We start from the raw sequence: 17,465 nt of genomic DNA, 5'->3' as shown, positions 1-17,465 counted from the left end.
GGCGTGTTCAGTCCTGGCCGCGAATCAGTTGGCGCAGCGCGAAGCGATTGGGATGGCAGGCTTCGGCCACCGCGCGCGGCAGCGGCAACGGCTCGTCTTCCAGCCAGGCGGCGAGCAATTCTCCAGACAAGGGCACGGTGACCACACCGCGCGAGCCGTGGGCAAGATTGAGATACAGGCCATCAAGCCAGGGACAGGGCAGATCGGGCGTTTGCCGGGCATCCTTGCCAAGCGCGGCATAGACCTCAGCGAATGCCCTGCTGTCGGCCAGCGGACCCACCAGCGGCAGGTAGTCGGAACTGGTGCAGCGGTAGGCGGACCGCCCTTGCATCTGCGCGGGATCGAGCTGATCGATGTGCAAGCGCTGGCCTAGATCCTCGGAAATCCCTCGCAACAGCTCGAGGTTGCTCTGGTGTTCTTCCGGGGTGACGCCTTGATGCTGGTTCTTCAGGTCGAAACTTGCGCCCAGGGTGTGTTCACCGGCGCGCGGCGGGGCCACATAACCGTCGGCGCACACCACGGTGCTCAGCTCCCGGCTGGCGTCGGTAGCGGGCAGGCAACTGATCTGTCCGCGAATGCGCTTGAGCGGCAGTTCGGCGGTCTGGGCGAAGGCTTTGGCATCGGCGGCGTTGGCCAGGATCAGCACTGGTGCGCTGGCCAGCACGCCGTCAGCGCCCAGCGCCCGCCATTCGCCGTTCTCGCGCTGCAAGCTCAAGGCGTCATGGTGGGTAAGCAACTGAATGTTGGCATGACTGCTCAGCAGCCGGCACAGCGCGGGCGGATGGGCCCAGCCGGCTTCCGGGAAAAACAGCCCGCCGCTGGGTAGGGCAACACCCGCCAGTCGTTCGGCGGCCGACTGATCTACAGCATGCAACAGACTGGGCGGAAAAGCGGCGCTGAGCTGAGCCTGGCGCTCGGCTTCCTTGGCGTTAAAGGCCAGTTGCAGCACGCCGCAGGCGTCCCAGTCGACGCCGCGTTCGAGGCGTTCCAGCAGGCGACGGGTATGGCCAAATCCGCTGAGCACCAATTGCGAGAGCGCTGTACCGTGGGCGGACAGCTTCAGGTACAGCACGCCCTGGGGATTGCCGGAACCTTCCTGGGCGGGCGCGGCGTGGCGCTCCAGCACCGTCACCTGCCAGCCCCGTGCCGCCAGGCTGGCGGCGCTGGCGCAGCCGGCCAGCCCAGCACCGATCACCAGGGCACGGCGTTCGCTCGGCCGGGGCGGACGCGCGAACCAGGGTTTTTGAATGTCGTTTACCTGGTCGTGAAACGCCCCGGCGAGCATTTCCCGCTTGTGACCAAAGCCGGGCACCTTGGCCATGACAAAACCGGCCTCGTTGAGGCCGCGGCGCACCAGGCCCGCACAGGTGAAGGTGGCCAGTGTGGCACCGGGGGCTGAGAGTCGGGCCAATTGAGTGAACAACTCGGGCGTCCACATCTGCGGATTCTTGGCAGGCGCGAAGCCATCCAGGAACCAGGCGTCGATGCGCGCATCGAGCTGCGGCAGGCAGTCATGCACATCGCCAATCAGTAGAGTCAGCACCACCCGGCCGTCGTCAAACAGCAGGCGCTGAAAACCCGGCTGGATGCCGACGTACAGAGCCAGCAATTGGGCGCTGAAAGCCTGCAGCTCCGGCCACAAGGCCAGGGCGCGCTCGAGATCGTCGCGTGTGAGCGGATACTTTTCGACGCTGACGAAATGCAGGCGAGCGTCGTGCGGGGCGAGTTGGTCAAAGGCCTGCCAGGCGCAGAGAAAATTCAGCCCGGTGCCAAAGCCGGTTTCGCCAATCACCAGCCGTCCGCCCGTCGGCAGGGCGGCAAAACGTTCTGGCAACTGATTGTTGGCCAGGAACACGTAGCGGGTTTCCTCCAGGCCGCTGGCGCGGGAGAAATAGACATCGCCGAACTGCCGCGACAGCGGTTGGCCGTGATCATCCCAATCGAGGTGGGCTTCTGAAGCGTCAGACATGGCAGGCACCGGGAAAAACGAGACGCGTAGTGTAACGCCCACGCTGGCAATTTCGGTTTTGTCGATGGAGTCGCGTTCCGTTAGTCTGACGCCCTGCAGTCCAGGAATACCCCTATGTTCGAATCCGCCGAAATCGGCCACGCCATCGACAAGAAAACCTATGAGGCCGCCGAGCCCGCCCTACGTGAGGCGCTGCTGGAAGCCCAGTATGAACTCCGCCAGCAGGCGCGCTTTCCGGTCATCATTTTGATCAATGGCATCGAAGGCGCCGGCAAGGGCGAAACGGTCAAACTGCTCAACGAGTGGATGGACCCGCGCCTGATTCGAGTAGAAACCTTCGACCTCCAGACCGATGAAGAGCTGGCGCACCCGCCGGAGTGGCGGTACTGGCGGCAGCTGCCGGCAAAAGGCCGGATCGGGGTGTTCTTCGGCAATTGGTACAGCCAGATGCTGCAGAACCGGGTCAACGGACGGACCAAGGATGCCCAGCTGGATCAGTCCATCAATCGCGCCCTGCGCCTGGAGCGCATGCTGTGCGATGAAGGCGCGCTGATTTTCAAGTTCTGGTTCCATTTATCCAGGCACCACATGCAGGCTCGCCTGAAAAGCCTGGCCGATGATCCTCTGCACAATTGGCGTCTCAGTCCGCTGGATTGGCAGCAGTCGAAAACCTATGACCGTTTCGTTCATCATGGCGAACGAATCTTGCGCCGCAGCAGCCGCGATTACGCACCCTGGTATGTGATTGAAGGGGTGGATCCGTACTATCGCAGCCTGACCACCGGGCGCATTCTGCTCCAGGGGTTGCAGGCGGCGCTGCAGTCGGGCCGGGGTGCCACGCCGGCACCTCATGCCGCGCCCTTGGTGGCCAGTCCAGATAATCGCAGCCTGCTCAACAGCCTGGACCTGACCCAGGTGCTAAGCAAAGACCACTACAAGGCGCAGCTGGCGACCGAGCAGGCACGGCTGGCGCATTTGATGCGCGACAAGCGCATGCGCCGCCAGGCACTGGTCGCGGTCTTCGAAGGTAACGACGCGGCTGGCAAGGGCGGCGCTATCCGCCGCGTGACCGGTGCCCTGGACCCACGCCAATACCGCATTGTGCCGATTGCCGCGCCCACCGACGAAGAACTTGCCCAGCCGTACCTGTGGCGCTTCTGGCGTCACGTGCCGGCGCGCGGCAAATTCACCATTTTCGACCGTTCCTGGTATGGCCGGGTGCTGGTCGAGCGGGTCGAGGGACTCTGCGCGCAAGCCGACTGGCTGCGGGCCTATGGCGAGATCAACGACTTCGAGGAAAGCCTGGTGGAGCATGGTGTGGTGCTGGTGAAGTTCTGGCTGTCGATCGATAAGGACACCCAGTACCAGCGCTTCAAGGAGCGCGAAGCCACGCCATTCAAGCGCTTCAAGATCACCGAGGAAGACTGGCGCAACCGTGAAAAATGGGACGCCTATGTCGAGGCAGTTGAAGACATGGTCGACCGCACCAGCACGGAAATCGCTCCCTGGACGCTGGTGGAGGCCAACGACAAGCGTTTTGCCCGGGTCAAGGTGCTGCGCACGATCAACGATGCACTGGAAGCAGCCTTCAACAAAAATAATCAGCCTCGGCCCTGCGGTCTTCATCGTGACGGAACCGGCCGCCTGGTCAGGACGCATTCGTGACGAGCGCTACTCGCGACTGTCCAGCACGGTTTTCAATTCGTCATAGCCGCCGGCATTGAATACCTGGCGATAACCCAGTCCGTGGAGGGTGTCCTGGGCAATGGATGAGCGGCTACCGCTGCGGCAATAGAGCACGATGGGCGTGTCCTTGTCAGGGGCCACGTCGTCGATCTGTGCGGCGATTCGGGTGTGCACGATATGCCGGGCTTCGGGCAGCGCGCCGGCGGCGTATTCCGCGTCGCTGCGGACATCGATCAAGACTGCGTTGGGTTGTTCAAGTGCCCGCAAGGCGCTTTCCTGGTCAACCTCCACGGACAACGCCGGCAGGCTGAACGCGAGGGCGGCGGCAAACAGTAAATGGCGCATGGTAGACGGTTCCGTTAGGGTTTGAGGGGCGGCTAGAGCATCCTCCAGCGTGATAGCATCGCACGGATTTTTCTGGTGGAGATCGTCATGCTAGCCGAGTTGTTTGCCATTCTGGCTCCCGTGCTGATTGCCGCGGGTATCGGCTATGGCTGGGCGCGTAGCGGGCAGGCGTTCCCCACGGCATTTATCGCACAGCTGACCCTGAATGTCGGCACGCCCTGCCTGGTGCTTTCCGCGCTGACGCGCACCCGTGTGGAGCCGCAGGCATTTGCCGAAATGGTGCTCGGTTGCGTGCTGGTCACCGTCTTCATGGGCGTGGTCGGCTGGTTGGCCAGCCGGTTGTGGCGCCAGGACTGGCGGGTGCTGGTGCCGGCCTTCCTGTTTTCCAATACCGGTAACCTGGGCCTGCCCATCAGCCTGTATGCCTTTGGAGAACAGGGTCTGGCGCTGGCCGTGGTGTTCTTCATGGTGCTGTGCGTCAGCCAATTCAGCCTCGGCGCGCTGTTGGCCGGCGAACGTTCGCCGCGCAAGCTGCTGCTTAATCCGACCATGCTCAGCGTGATGCTCGCGCTCATAGTGGTGATCTTCCAGGTGCCATTGCCGCGATGGTTGGATAACACCCTGGGGCTGATGGCCGGCATGACCATCCCGCTGATGTTGCTGACCCTTGGCGTGTCGCTGGCCTCGATCCGCGTGCGGCATCTGGGCAACGGTATGCTGCAGGGCGGCCTGCGGGTGTGCAGCGGGGCGGCGCTGGCCTGGCTGGTGGGCACCTGGCTGGAGCTGCCACCCTTGACACTGAATGTGATGATTCTGCAATCGGCCATGCCGGTGGCGGTATTCAACTACCTGTTCGCCGTGCGCGCCAATCGTGCTCCAGAAGAAGTGGCAAGCCTGGTGCTGTGTTCGACGCTGCTGGCGTTTCTGTTCCTGCCGCTGTTGCTGGCCTGGTTGCTGCCGGTGCTGCCTCTTTAGCTGAACAACCGGGTCAGATTGGGCAGGATCAGGACCAGGGCGACCGCACACACGATCCAGCCCGCCTGGCGAATTTTCTTCGGCTCTTTGTGCATGATTTTATTCCTTCTTCTTGTTGTTGGGCTTCGCAGGGCCTTGTTGATTGACTCTATCTGGGTCCCTACGTTCTGTTAGACCCCTTGGTTCTCAGCCCGCAGGGGTGCAGAGCGCGGACTTCTCAGCCGTGGTAAAAGCGTGCGGCAGACGGGTTGCCCGGCCAGCCGCCACGCAGCGCCATTCGTCTGAGCGCAGGCGTCAACGCAGCTGAGCGTATTGGTCATTGCCGATAGTCATGCCGGGTCTAAGGTAACGGGCGAACCGGAATTCCGGATGCCAGAACAATGACAAGAGACCAGGCCATGAGCGAAGCATTGATATACGACGCGGTGCGTACGCCGCGCGGCAAAGGCAAACAGGACGGCGCGCTGCACAGCGTCAAACCAGTCAATCTGGTCGCTGGGCTGTTGCGCGTCATGCAACAACGCAACCGGCTGGATACCGCCCAGGTGGATGACCTGGTGCTGGGTTGCGTGACCCCGGTGGGCGATCAGGGCGCCGATATCGCAAAGACGGCGGCTCTGGTGGCCGGTTGGGACGAACAGGTTGCGGGCATGCAGCTCAACCGCTTTTGCGCCTCGGGCCTGGAGGCGGTGAATCTCGGCGCCATGAAAATACGCTCCGGCTTTGAGGATCTGGTGGTGGTCGGCGGCGTGGAGTCCATGTCCCGCGTGCCCATGGGTTCGGATGGCGGCGCCTGGGCATTGGACCCGGAGACCAACCTGAGCACACAGTTCGTGCCGCAGGGCATTGGCGCCGATCTGATTGCGACGCTGGAAGGTTTTTCCCGTCAGGATGTCGATGCGTTCGCCCTGCGCTCCCAGCAAAAAGCCGCCCAGGCGCGCGCCGAAGGGTTGTTCGCCCGATCACTGGTGCCGGTCATCGACCAGAACGGCGTGGTAGTACTCGATCATGATGAGTTCATACGCCCGCAAACCACCTTGGAAGGCCTCGGCGCCCTCAAGCCGAGCTTCGAGATGATGGGCCAGCTGGGCTTCGATGCCACGGCGCTGCGCAAATACAGCCAGGTCGAGCGCATCAACCATGTCCATACACCGGGCAACAGCTCGGGCATTGTCGATGGCGCAGCGCTGATGTTGATTGGCTCGGCGGCCAAGGGCCGTGAGCTGGGGCTGACGCCGCGCGGGCGCATTGTCGCCACGGCGGTCACCGGCAGCGACCCGACCATCATGCTCACCGGTCCGGGTCCGGCCACCCGCAAGGCGCTGGCCAAGGCTGGGCTGTCGGTGGGCGATATCGACCTGTTCGAAGTCAACGAAGCCTTTGCCTCAGTGGTGATGAAGTTCATGAAGGACATGGGCGTGCCGGAGGACAAGGTCAACGTCAATGGTGGGTCCATTGCGATGGGTCACCCGCTGGGCGCCACCGGTTGCATCATCCTCGGCACCCTGCTCGACGAGTTGGAGCGGCGCAATCAGCGCTACGGCCTGGCCACCCTGTGCGTGGGTGGCGGCATGGGCATCGCCACCATCATCGAACGACTTTAAGGCGGAGAAAAAGAACCATGACTGACGCCATTCGCTACGAAAAAGGCCCGGACAACATCGTCGTCCTGACCCTGGATATGCCGGGCCAGAGCGCCAACACCATGAACGCCGCCTACCGTGAGGCAATGGGCCGCACGGTGACTCGCCTGGAGGAGGAGAAGGACGCGATTGCCGGAGTGATTCTGACCTCGGCGAAGAAGACCTTTTTTGCCGGCGGCGATCTCAATGAACTGATCCAGGTCACCCGCGAGGACGCGCCGGCGTTCTACCAGATGGTGCTGAACATCAAGAGCCAGCTGCGACGGCTGGAAACCCTCGGCAAGCCGGTGGTCGCCGCAATCAATGGCGCAGCGCTGGGCGGTGGTTGGGAAATCTGCCTGGCCTGCCATCACCGCATCGCTTTGGACGATGCGCGTATCCAGCTCGGGCTGCCGGAAGTGACCCTCGGCCTGCTGCCGGGCGGCGGCGGTATCGTGCGCACCGTGCGCCTGCTGGGCATCGAGAAGGCGCTGCCGTATCTGGCTGAAGGCAAGAAGCTGCGCCCGCAGGAGGCGCTCAAGGCCGGGTTGCTGCATGAGCTGGCCGCCACCCCGGACGAGTTGCTGGCTAAGGCGCGGCAGTGGATCCTGGCGAATCCCGCCGCCGTACAGCCGTGGGACGTGAAGGGCTACAAGATTCCCGGCGGCACCCCATCCTCGCCCGCCGTGGCGCAGATGCTGGCCATCGCGCCCAGCGTGTTGCGTGACAAGACCAAGGGCTGTTTCCCGGCGCCGGAAAAGATCCTCTGCGCCGCGGTGGAAGGTGCCCAGGTGGACTTCGACACCGCGCAACTGATCGAGGCGCGCTATTTCACCGAGCTGGTCATCGGGCAGGTGGCGAAAAACATGATCGGCACCTTCTGGTTCCAGCTCAATGAAATCAACGCCGGCCGTTCGCGCCCCCAGGGTTTCCCCACCTATGCGACGCAAAAAGTCGGCGTGCTTGGGGCTGGCATGATGGGCGCCGGCATTGCCTATGTGTCAGCCATGGCTGGCATCGAGGTGGTACTCAAGGATGTCTCGCTGGCGGCTGCCGAGAAGGGTAAAGCCTATTCGGCCGCCCTGCTGGACAAGAAGGTGTCCCGTGGCCAGCTGAGTGCAGAGAAACGCGACGCCATCCTTGCACGCATCACCCCGAGCGTTGACGATGCTGATTTTGCCGAGTGCGACCTGATAATCGAGGCGGTTTTCGAGGACCGCGCCCTCAAAGCCAGTGTCACGGCCGCCGCCGAAGCCTGCGCACTGCCGGAGGCGCTGATCGCCTCCAATACCTCGACGCTGCCGATTACCGGCCTGGCCAGCGCCGTGCGCCATCCGGAAAAATTCATCGGCCTGCATTTCTTCAGCCCGGTGGACAAGATGCCGCTGGTGGAGATCATTCGCGGCGAGCAAACCAGCGACGAAGCTCTGGCGCGGGCGTTCGACTTCGTGCTGCAAATCAACAAGACGCCCATCGTCGTCCATGACAGTCGCGGCTTTTTCACCTCGCGGGTGTTCGGCACCTTTACCAATGAAGGCATTGCCATGCTCGGCGAGGGCGTGTCGGCGGCAATGATCGAGAACCAGGCCCGTCAGGCGGGCATGCCGGTCGGTCCGCTGGCGATCTCCGATGAAGTGTCGATGAGCCTGATGGAGCATATTCGCCGGCAAGCAGTCAGTGACCTGGCTGCCGAAGGCAAGACGGCGCCCGAGCATCCGGCATTCGCGGTGATTGACTTGATGCTCAACGAGTACCAGCGTCCCGGCAAGGCCGCCGGTGGCGGTTTTTACGACTACCCGCAAGGGGACAAGAAACATCTGTGGCCCGAGCTCAAGGCGCGCTTCGAAAAAGCCGGGGCACAGATTTCACCCCAGGATGTGCGCGATCGTCTGCTGTTCATCCAGGCCATCGAGACCGTGCGCTGTGTGGAGGAGGGCGTATTGCGCTCTACCGCCGACGCCAACATCGGTTCGGTGTTCGGTATCGGCTTTGCCGCCTGGAGCGGTGGTGCCTTGCAGTTCATCAACCAGTACGGCCTGGCCGACTTCATCGCCCGTGCTCAGTACCTGACGGAGCAGTATGGCGATCGATTCTCTCCGCCGGCGTTGTTGTTGGAGAAGGCGGCGCGAGGGGAAACCTTCTAAAAAACACTGATGACCCTGCGGTGCCGGCTGCATGCCGGCATCCGCAGTTCTGGTGTGCCGATGTGAAATCGGCCCTACATGGCGATTGCCGCTCAGGCGAAGCGCTGTTCCAGCCAGGCAATGATTGCCTTGGATTCATACAGCCAGGAAACCTGGCCATTTTCTTCGATACGCAGGCAGGGCACCTGGATCTTGCCGCCCTGGGTTTCCAGTTCCTGGCGGGCCTGGGCGTCGTTCTTGGCATCGCGCAGGGCGATCGGCAAGTTCAGCCGATGCAGGGCACGCCGCGTCTTCACACAAAACGGGCAACCGTGAAACTGATAAAGCGCCAGGTTGGCTGTGCGTGCCTTGACCTCGGCTTGCGCCTCCGCGCTGCGCTGCATTTTTTTCGGGCGGGTGAGGAAATCAATAAAAACGATCAGTTGGCCCAAGCCAACCCGTAAGGCCTTGATAAGCACAGTCAGGCTCCAGAATAGAAAAGGTTGCGCAGTGTAGCCGATTGACGGCTGTGTCTGGCGGGCGCGGGCTATTCCTCACCACGTACGGGCTATGGTAAGAAGGGTAACAACCGCTCCATACCTTTATGTTTTTGGGATTCCCATGTCGTTGCGTATCTGTATTCTGGAAACCGATCACCTGCGTCCTGAGTTCGTCGAGCAGTACACCGGCTATGGCCATATGTTCGAACGGTTATTCGCTAACCAACCGATTGCCGCGCAGTTTGAAATTTTCAACGTGGTTGAGGGCCATTACCCGGCCGATGACCAGCGTTATGACGCCTATCTGGTTACCGGCAGCAAGGCGGACTCGTTCGGCAGCGATCCGTGGATCCAGACGCTTAAGACTTATCTGCTGGAGCGCTACCAGAACGGCGACAAGCTGCTGGGCATCTGCTTCGGTCATCAGTTGCTGGCGTTGTTGCTCGGTGGCCAGAGCGAGCGGGCCGGTCAAGGGTGGGGCGTGGGCATGCATCATTACAGCGTTCAGGAGCAACTGGACTGGATGCAGCCGGCGCTGGATCAACTGACCCTGCTGATCAGCCATCAGGACCAGGTCACCCGCGCTCCGGAAAACGCCACGGTGCTGGCCTCCAGCGAGTTCTGCCCAATTGCTGCGTTCCGCATCGAGGACCGCGTACTGTGCTTCCAGGGGCATCCCGAGTTCGTACCGGATTATTCACGGGCACTGCTCGACGTGCGCCAGCAAACCCTGGGCGAGACGCTCTATCAGAATGCCTTGCAAAGCCTTCATCTGCCGCATCACGGCAGTGTGGTGGGCGAGTGGATGCTGCGCTTTATCGCCCAGGGGCGCGAAGCGTAACGTTCAATATGTGTTAGCTGCTGTAAGGGTTAAGGGGCGCGGCAGCAGGGAATTGGGTTCGTCCCGTGCATCGCGCCGAGCCCCATCAATGCCCATCAATGATGGGCATTGTCTCGCTCAACGCAACGCTACCGACCTAAAGCGGCTGCGCCGCGGCCAGGCGCTGCTCCAATTCTTCATCTAGCTCGTCAATGCATGCCTGCATGCGGGCATGGCATTGCTCGATCAGCGCCGGCATGTCTTCCAGGCTCAGGTGTGCGGTTGGAATGGCCGGCAGCGCGCGGACGCGTATCTGCCCACTGTCCCAGCGATTCAGATCCAGTGTTTGGGTGTAGCGGCTGACGCACACCGGCACGATCGGAGCCCCAGCGGCGATGGCCATCTGAAACGCCCCTTTCTTGAACGGCAGCAGCTCCTGGCCGCCATTGCGCGTACCTTCCGGAAACACCCAGATAGACGTCTGGCGCTTTTGCAGGGTTTCGGTGGTGGTGAGCATGGTCTGCCTGGCCTTGCAGGCATTGCTGCGATCAATCAGGACATTGCCGGCCAGCCAGTAAAGCTGGCCGAACACTGGAATCCACTTCAGGCTTTTCTTGCCCAGGCTCACGGTGCGTGAGGGCACCGTGCCGCCGAGGACGAACAGGTCGTAATTGGACTGATGATTGGCAATGATCACACAGGCCTGTGTTTGACTGTTCAGGTGCTCCAGTTCGGTCTCGACCTTGATGCGCAGCAACCATTGGCTCGGGGTGGCGAACAAACGGGCGCACAAAGACGTATTGTTGGGATTGAAAGGGCGGAGCACGCCAAGCAACGCGCCGAGGCAGCTGGCAATAACGGAATACACGCTCAGCAACAACAAGCGCAGAACGGACAGCATGGCAGGATCTCCAGCAAAGGGACGTCGAGTGTACGAACGTCCACTGTGCTCGGCAATCCACTCGCCTTGGCAGCGGTCCCAAACGGTCTGTTAGAGACCGTGGCGCTTGTCCAACTCGATAGCCTGCTCAAGGGCGTCAAGCAATTCTTTGCGTACCTTGAGCTTGGTGTTGCGGTGAGCGGTCATGTTGATCTTCTTCAACTGATTCGCTGTCTCCAGTGCGGTGCTCATCAGCGCCTCGGGGGTGACCACCTTGTCCAGGAAGCCGGCTTCGCGCGCGCCCTGCGGATCGAACATCTCGCCGTTGATCACCGAGCGGTGGAAAGCGGATTTGCGTAAGCGATCACGGGCCAGCTCGATACCGACGTAATGCATGGTCATGCCGATCTGCACTTCGTTCAGGCCGATGCTGAACGGACCTTCAACACCGATGCGATAGTCTGCGGAGAGCAGGATAAAGGCACCCTTGGCTACTGCATGGCCTGGGCAGGCGACGATGATCGGGAAGGGGTGAGCAAGCATGCGTCGGGCCAATGTCGAGCCGGCGGCGACCAGGTCCAGTGCGTTTTGCGGGCCGGAGGTCATGACCTTGAGGTCGTAACCGCCGGAAAGAATGCCCGGCTGCCCGGTGATGATCACCACGGCGCGGTCCTGCTCGGCGCGATCCAGCGCCGTATTGAGGGCAACAATCATGTCCGGTGAAATCGCGTTGACCTTGCCATTGTGCAGGGTCAGGGTGGCGATACCGTCTGTGCATTGGTAGGAAAGCAGCTCACTCATGGCGGGGGTTCCTTGTGATAAGTGGCGCTGACGTTACCCAGCCGGCTTGCACAGGTAAAGCGCGATGACTGACTGGGCGGTCGCAGAGCTGCGCGAAAATGCAGCTATTTTCGCTGGGGATACTTAAACGCATGAAAAAGCTGAAAAAAAGTTTGCCTTTGGAGAAACGTTCGACTAAATTAGCGCGCCTCGACGGGGTGAACGCCTCGAAGAGATCCGGTGAGGTGTCCGAGCGGTTGAAGGAGCACGCCTGGAAAGCGTGTATACGGGAAACCGTATCGTGGGTTCGAATCCCACCCTCACCGCCAGACCATATACACAAAGCCCCGTTCTGCGGGGCTTTGTTGTTTCTGGCATTCGCCTAGTCCTGGAACGGCGCTGCAGTAAGCGCAACGCGTCCAGGTTTCCCTGATGCCGGGTTCCCCGCTTCCCCCTCCTGTCACTTCGTTCTGGCGGCGCTGGCGCGCCCTGGAAAAGCGGCAGCTGGCACGTGTGCGGGCGCCTGGCGGCAGGCTATTCGTCCGCTGCGCCTTCAGGCTTGGCGACCTGCTGATACTCAGTGGCGTGCTGTTGATTAGTGGTTGGGTGCTGCTGCCGGTGTTGCTATTGGCTGGGTTTGTTCACCTCATTGCCCGGACTCTAACGATTGATCCGTGGCCCGAATCGCCAACGTCCGATCAAGTTGATCATCCAGACCATCGAGCTCAATGGCCGGAGCGTTATGACGAGTGGGGCAATTTGAAGTAGCCGCCATTCTGCGTTGTACTGCCGCAGGCGCTGATCAGCTTCTTTGGGCAGCTGCGATAACCACTTTGTTGCGGCCCTGGCGCTTGGCCTGGTAAAGCGCCTGATCAGCCGAGCGCAGCACCATTTCGATGCGCGCATTGCTAATGGGGTAATGGGCTACCCCCAGCGACAGGGTGATCGGCTCTCCGGCCGGACTGCGGGTGCTGGCCAGCGTGGCACGTAGGTTTTCGGCGAATTCACCGGCTTCTTTCAAGTCGGTGTCAGGCATGAGCACCATGAACTCTTCGCCCCCGCTTCGACACAGGACATTTTCGTTGCCTGAGAGTCGGCGCATCTGCCTGGCGAGAAACTGCAACGTCAGGTCGCCAATGTCATGCCCATGGGCATCATTGACCTGCTTGAAATGATCGATATCCAGAAGAATCACGGCAAATGGCTGGGCACTGACATGCCATTTATCGATGGCCGCTTGTGCTCCGCGTCGGTTCAGCAGCTCGGTCAGCGGGTCGGTCATCGAGTCAAGATTGAGTTTGCCGATTCTGTGGTTGAGCATTTCCAAGCCGGACAAGATCGACTGCTTGAGTTGGGCCACTTCGAAATACCACGGCTTGATCTGCCGAACCGCGTTTTCGGCGATGCGGGCATCATCCTTCTGCACACTCTTGGCCAGGCTCCACAGGGGCTGGGAAATGATTCGCGACAGCCACCAGATGGCGAGCATCACGGCCAGGAAAAAGGGGACCAGGGTGATCAGCATGTTCAGCATCAGCTTGTTGAGTTCCGTCAGCGTGGCCTGCAGGGGCCGTTGCGCAACGATGCCCCAGCCTGTGCTCTGAACGGGCGCGAAACCGGCCAGCATCTCGATACCTTCCGAGTTGGTCAGCAGCTGGTTGCCTTCTCTGCCTTGGCTCACCTCATGGATCGCTGGATTGCCATGAATGATTTCCCCCACGCGCTCCTGCTTGTTGTGATAAATCAGTTGGCGGTCGTGCACGACATACAGGTATGAGCCGTCGCGGTAATAGTGCTCGCCCAGCAGGTCATGAAGGGAATTGTTTTCCTGGAGGTAGATCGCGCCGCCGATATAGCCCAGGTAGTCACCCTGCGCAGTGTGCAGCGGGTGCGTCATCGCCACGATCAAACGTCCGTGGGGGGCACTGTAGGCCTGGACTATGGAAGGCTGCTGGCTGGCCAGTGCGGAATACGAGCCTGGGTTGTCGATCAGGCTGTCTTCCGCCTGGTGATTTCTTGGGGCTCGGGCCAGCAGTTTGCTCTCGGTATTGACGACATACACCGAGTTGAACGTATTGGTTTGCAGCAGGAGGCGGTCGACTTCGCCATTGAGATGCTCGGCCGTGTTCAGGCGCGGGCCGATCACCGAAGCGCTGTAGGCCAGTTGTTTGTGTGCTGTGTTGAGAAAATTTTCCGTGACCTCGGCCAGTTTCACCGCATAAATGCGATTGGCCTCCAGCGTCTGCTTGATCAGCAGTTCGCGCTGCATCTGATAGCTGGCATACAGGAAATAAGCCAGAACCAGTGAGGTTGCTGACATGCTCAGGAGTAGAATCAAACGACGCAGATCAAGCTTGGGCATGGTGACGGATGGGTTACTGCATGGCCGAAGTCGAATGCGTAAGCAACGCCGTTTAGGTAACTCGACGCAGGGCAGTCAGATTGCCTGAGGCGGGGGGCAGGCTCTGGATGTAGTCAGATCGCCGCGCGCAATGAACGTCGCACCGGGAGGGGATACTACTTCGGGGTTGATCGTTAGGGGTAGGTGCGCAGGTGCATTTGCGACGTGCGGATGGCAAATAGCCTGTGGGGAGGAGGCTAGGCAGGAACTGCCCCGGCGTGTTAGCCGGGGCAGTCGGAGAATCAGTTTACAGCGTCTTTCAAACCCTTGCCTGGCTTGAAGCCTGGCAGCTTCGCAGCGGCGATTTGCAGGGTGGCGCCGGTCTGCGGGTTGCGGCCTTCACGGGCGGCGCGCTCCTTGACGGCGAAGGTGCCGAAACCGACCAGCGATACGCTGTCGCCATTTTTCAGGGCGTTGGTAATGCTCTCGGTGATGGCATCCAGCGCACGGGCAGCGGTGGTTTTCGGCAGGTCGGCGGAGGCGGCAATCGCCTCGATCAGTTCAGCTTTGTTCATGGATGACTCCAGTGGGGAATGGTTGGCCAGTATACGCAGCCACAAATGAATAAACTGCGCTGTGTTTGACCGATTGCACCTCGCCTGGCTACGACCTAAGCAGGCCTTGCCGGCAGGGGCGAAAGAAAGCGCCTGCAAAAGATAAAGGCTGAGGGCTTGTCTGGCGAGCCCCCAATAGGGAAGTTACTGCGATTTAGACGCTTGCCGTGTGCTGCGTGCCGCGATTTGACGGTTTTTTATCCGCTGACTGGCGCGTTTCCAGTGTAGCGATGATTTTTCGGAGTTTTTGCATGTCGCGTTCCTGGGACATTTTTTGCTGTGTCGTCGACAACTATGGCGACATTGGTGTGACCTGGCGCCTGGCTCGACAACTGGCGACTGAACATGATCAGCGCGTGCGCCTGTGGGTCGATGAGCTGGCCGCGTTCGTGCGTTTGTGTCCTGAGGCGACAGTCACGGCGAGCGTACAACACCACGCAGGGGTCGAGGTGCGTCAATGGCCGCGGGATTGGCAGCCGGTTGAGCCCGCCGAGGTGGTGATCGAAGCCTTTGCCTGTCGCCTGCCTGCGCTTTTCGAGGCCGCCATGGCGTCTCGGACGCCTGCGCCGCTGTGGCTGAACCTGGAATATCTCAGCGCCGAAGACTGGGTGGCGGGCTGTCATGGGCTGTCCTCGCCGCAGCCCGATGGCCTGCAAAAGCATTTCTTTTTCCCCGGCTTTGGCCCGGCCACCGGCGGATTATTGCGTGAAGGCGATCTGCTGGCGCGGCGCAGGGCTTTTCAGGCCAATGGGCAGGCGCAACAGGCCTTTCTGGCCAGGCTGGGTGTGCAACGGAGTCCCGAGGAGCGGCTGATCTCGCTGTTCGCCTACGAGAATCGGGGACTGGCCAGTTGGCTGGAGGCGTTGACAGAAGTTACCCGGCCTACTCGGCTGTTGATTCCCGAAGGGCGTATCCAGGCTGATTTGCAGGCCTGGCTGGCTGGCCCTGCGTTGCGTGCGGGCGACAGTTGCCAGCGTGGCAATCTGCGCATCAACGTGCTGCCCTTCGTTCGTCAGGAAGAGTACGACCAACTGCTGTGGTGCTGCGACCTCAATGCGGTGCGTGGCGAGGATTCCTTCCTGCGCGCGCAGTGGGCCGGGCGGCCCATGCTCTGGCATATCTATCCGCAGGAAGACGGAGCGCACTGGGACAAGTTGCAGGCCTTTCTGGATCAATATTGCCAGACCCTGGCGCCCGATGCGGCGCGGGCGGTGGGTGAATTATGGCGGGCCTGGAATGCCGGCGAGGACATGGCGGGGCCGTGGCAGCGCTGGCTGGCGTGTGAGGGCGATCTGCAGCGGCATGCCGAGGCCTGGAGTAGCGACCGGGGAGCGGAAACGGATCTGGCCAGCAATCTGCTGCGCTTCAGCGAGCGCATGCGCGATGCCTGAGGGCGTGCAGTCAGGGCAGGCGGAGAAGGGTCGTCAGGCCGTGCGCGGGGCAGAGTTACTAATTTCGCGCGAATTGGCTATCATACGCGGCCTGTTTTTTGTCCCTCATCTGCTCGGATATCCCGTATGAAAACCGCACAAGAATTTCGCGCTGGCCAGGTAGCCAACATCAACGGCACTCCCTGGGTCATCCAGAAAGCCGAGTTCAACAAGTCCGGCCGTAACTCTGCGGTCGTCAAGATGAAGCTGAAGAACCTGCTCACCGGCGCCGCTACCGAAACGGTATTCAAGGCCGACGACAAGTTCGAAACGATCATCCTCGAGCGCAAGGAAGTTACCTACTCCTATTTCGCCGATCCGCTGTACGTATTCATGGACGCTGAGTTCAACCAGTACGAGATCGAAAAGGACGACCTGGAAGGCGTGATGACCTTCATCGAAGACGGCATGACCGACGTCTGCGAAGCCGTGTTCTACAACGACAAGGTAATCTCGGTTGAACTGCCGACCAGCATCGTTCGCCAGATCGCTTACACCGAGCCGTCTGTACGTGGTGACACGTCCGGCAAGGTGATGAAGACCGCTCGCCTGAACAACGGCGCCGAGCTGCAAGTATCCGCCTTCTGCGAAATCGGTGACTTCATCGAAATCGACACCCGCACCGGCGAGTACAAGGCCCGCGTCAAGGCCTGAGCCTGATACGTATGTCGAGCTGCCGCCAGCCCGGCTGACCGCGAGCAGATCGACACAAAACCCCGACTTCCTCGGAAGGGCGGGGTTTTTTATTGGCTGAAAACCGCCAAACGCCCATGCCTTTGGTCGGTTTTAGCCTGAGCAATCATGGGTTTGTGATTGGGGTCGCTTTTACGGACATTCGCTGAATAGTCTTCGGCAATCGCCTGTCTACGCTGTGGGGACCATACCAACATGCCCCAAGGAGGGAGGAATGCTGTGTACATCTACTGATGCCGAACGACGCGCCGTCAATGCTTTGCTGGACTGGCTGAAAGCCAGGCGCCTGGTCACGGGTGCCATGGAGATGGCAGAGGCGGAACAGATGCTCGATGAGGCAGCGCGGCAAGTCATTCTGACCGGGGCGCGCAAACTACCCAAGGAACATTTGCAGGAGCTTGAGCTGTAACCACGAAGGATCTGCGGATGGTGCAGGTCTGTCACAACGAAAAACCCCGGAGCATCTTGGCCGGGGTTTTTCGTTGTCCGCGTTGGCAGGCTGGTGTTCACCTATCATGATTCGCGGGCACTGTGCATTTATCGAGGTAGGGCCTGCCAACTTGTGCACAATAGCGTCGTTCGTTGTCAAGTCACTCTCAGATTCATTTGCAAGTCATTGATTTACGATTGAGCTTTTTATAAGCCATTGAAAAATAATGAATTTATTTGAATGGTCAAAGAATGGAC

The 17,465-nt window shown here is 60.8% G+C and carries 15 protein-coding genes and 1 tRNA gene; 9 read left to right on the top strand and 7 right to left on the bottom strand.

Annotated features, from left to right (window positions below):
- Positions 1–7: 7 nt before the first annotated feature.
- A complete protein-coding gene (mnmC, locus tag H9642_RS12740) occupies positions 8–1,969 on the bottom strand; it encodes a bifunctional tRNA (5-methylaminomethyl-2-thiouridine)(34)-methyltransferase MnmC2/FAD-dependent 5-carboxymethylaminomethyl-2-thiouridine(34) oxidoreductase MnmC1 (protein ID WP_251836820.1) in 1,962 nt (653 codons plus the stop codon).
- A 114-nt stretch (positions 1,970–2,083) separates the two neighbouring features.
- On the opposite strand from mnmC, the gene pap reads away from it, so the two are divergent.
- Positions 2,084–3,634: a polyphosphate:AMP phosphotransferase gene (pap, locus tag H9642_RS12735; protein WP_251836819.1), complete on the top strand. Its 1,551-nt coding sequence runs from the start codon at positions 2,084–2,086 to the stop codon at positions 3,632–3,634.
- A gap of 6 nt (positions 3,635–3,640) precedes the next feature.
- Here the strand turns inward: pap and H9642_RS12730 are convergent, their stop codons facing one another.
- Entirely contained in the window at positions 3,641–4,000 is a 360-nt protein-coding gene (locus H9642_RS12730; protein WP_251836818.1) for a rhodanese-like domain-containing protein, read from the bottom strand.
- A gap of 87 nt (positions 4,001–4,087) precedes the next feature.
- Here H9642_RS12730 and H9642_RS12725 point away from each other — a divergent pair, with 87 nt between their 5' ends.
- The 3 genes from H9642_RS12725 to H9642_RS12715 all read left to right on the top strand — a co-directional run bounded on the left by H9642_RS12725 (position 4,088) and on the right by H9642_RS12715 (position 8,741).
- Positions 4,088–4,975: an AEC family transporter gene (locus H9642_RS12725; protein ID WP_251836817.1), complete on the top strand. Its 888-nt coding sequence runs from the start codon at positions 4,088–4,090 to the stop codon at positions 4,973–4,975.
- A gap of 398 nt (positions 4,976–5,373) precedes the next feature.
- Complete coding sequence (locus H9642_RS12720) at positions 5,374–6,579, top strand: acetyl-CoA C-acetyltransferase (RefSeq protein WP_251836816.1); 1,206 nt, start codon at positions 5,374–5,376, stop codon at positions 6,577–6,579.
- Positions 6,580–6,596: 17 nt separating this feature from the next.
- The gene (locus H9642_RS12715) at positions 6,597–8,741 is read left to right on the top strand and encodes a 3-hydroxyacyl-CoA dehydrogenase NAD-binding domain-containing protein (RefSeq protein WP_251836815.1); all 2,145 of its coding nucleotides are present in this window, start codon (positions 6,597–6,599) and stop codon (positions 8,739–8,741) included.
- Positions 8,742–8,833: 92 nt separating this feature from the next.
- Here H9642_RS12715 and H9642_RS12710 read toward each other — a convergent pair whose 3' ends face one another.
- The gene (locus H9642_RS12710) at positions 8,834–9,199 is read right to left on the bottom strand and encodes a glutaredoxin family protein (protein WP_251836814.1); all 366 of its coding nucleotides are present in this window, start codon (positions 9,197–9,199) and stop codon (positions 8,834–8,836) included.
- Between the two features lie 142 nt (positions 9,200–9,341).
- On the opposite strand from H9642_RS12710, the gene H9642_RS12705 reads away from it, so the two are divergent.
- Complete coding sequence (locus H9642_RS12705) at positions 9,342–10,061, top strand: amidotransferase (RefSeq protein ID WP_251836813.1); 720 nt, start codon at positions 9,342–9,344, stop codon at positions 10,059–10,061.
- 136 nt (positions 10,062–10,197) lie between these two features.
- Here the strand turns inward: H9642_RS12705 and H9642_RS12700 are convergent, their stop codons facing one another.
- Positions 10,198–10,941: a lysophospholipid acyltransferase family protein gene (locus H9642_RS12700; protein WP_251836812.1), complete on the bottom strand. Its 744-nt coding sequence runs from the start codon at positions 10,939–10,941 to the stop codon at positions 10,198–10,200.
- Positions 10,942–11,031: 90 nt separating this feature from the next.
- The gene (locus H9642_RS12695) at positions 11,032–11,721 is read right to left on the bottom strand and encodes a crotonase/enoyl-CoA hydratase family protein (protein WP_251836811.1); all 690 of its coding nucleotides are present in this window, start codon (positions 11,719–11,721) and stop codon (positions 11,032–11,034) included.
- A 218-nt stretch (positions 11,722–11,939) separates the two neighbouring features.
- Between H9642_RS12695 and H9642_RS12690 the strand changes: the two genes are divergently transcribed.
- Positions 11,940–12,029, top strand: a tRNA-Ser gene (locus H9642_RS12690).
- A gap of 473 nt (positions 12,030–12,502) precedes the next feature.
- Here the strand turns inward: H9642_RS12690 and H9642_RS12685 are convergent.
- Together H9642_RS12685 and H9642_RS12680 are read right to left on the bottom strand one after the other, a co-directional pair.
- A complete protein-coding gene (locus H9642_RS12685; protein WP_251836810.1) occupies positions 12,503–14,062 on the bottom strand; it encodes a sensor domain-containing diguanylate cyclase in 1,560 nt (519 codons plus the stop codon).
- 281 nt (positions 14,063–14,343) lie between these two features.
- Positions 14,344–14,616 carry an HU family DNA-binding protein gene (locus tag H9642_RS12680; RefSeq protein ID WP_251836809.1) on the bottom strand — a complete coding sequence of 91 codons (273 nt, stop codon included), beginning with the start codon at positions 14,614–14,616 and terminating at the stop codon, positions 14,344–14,346.
- Between the two features lie 290 nt (positions 14,617–14,906).
- Between H9642_RS12680 and earP the strand changes: the two genes are divergently transcribed.
- The 3 genes from earP to H9642_RS12665 all read left to right on the top strand — a co-directional run bounded on the left by earP (position 14,907) and on the right by H9642_RS12665 (position 17,187).
- Complete coding sequence (gene earP / locus H9642_RS12675; protein ID WP_251836808.1) at positions 14,907–16,046, top strand: elongation factor P maturation arginine rhamnosyltransferase EarP; 1,140 nt, start codon at positions 14,907–14,909, stop codon at positions 16,044–16,046.
- Positions 16,047–16,172: 126 nt separating this feature from the next.
- The gene (gene efp, locus H9642_RS12670) at positions 16,173–16,739 is read left to right on the top strand and encodes an elongation factor P (RefSeq protein ID WP_251836807.1); all 567 of its coding nucleotides are present in this window, start codon (positions 16,173–16,175) and stop codon (positions 16,737–16,739) included.
- Positions 16,740–16,992: 253 nt separating this feature from the next.
- A complete protein-coding gene (locus H9642_RS12665; protein ID WP_251836806.1) occupies positions 16,993–17,187 on the top strand; it encodes a hypothetical protein in 195 nt (64 codons plus the stop codon).
- Positions 17,188–17,465: the final 278 nt, after the last annotated feature.

Origin of the sequence: Serpens gallinarum (genome assembly GCF_014836765.1) — a bacterium.
In the GTDB taxonomy this organism is placed as follows: Bacteria; Pseudomonadota; Gammaproteobacteria; order Pseudomonadales; family Pseudomonadaceae; genus Serpens; species Serpens gallinarum.
Note: the sequence above shows the minus strand (reverse complement) of the source record. Positions and strands in the feature narration are given on the sequence as shown.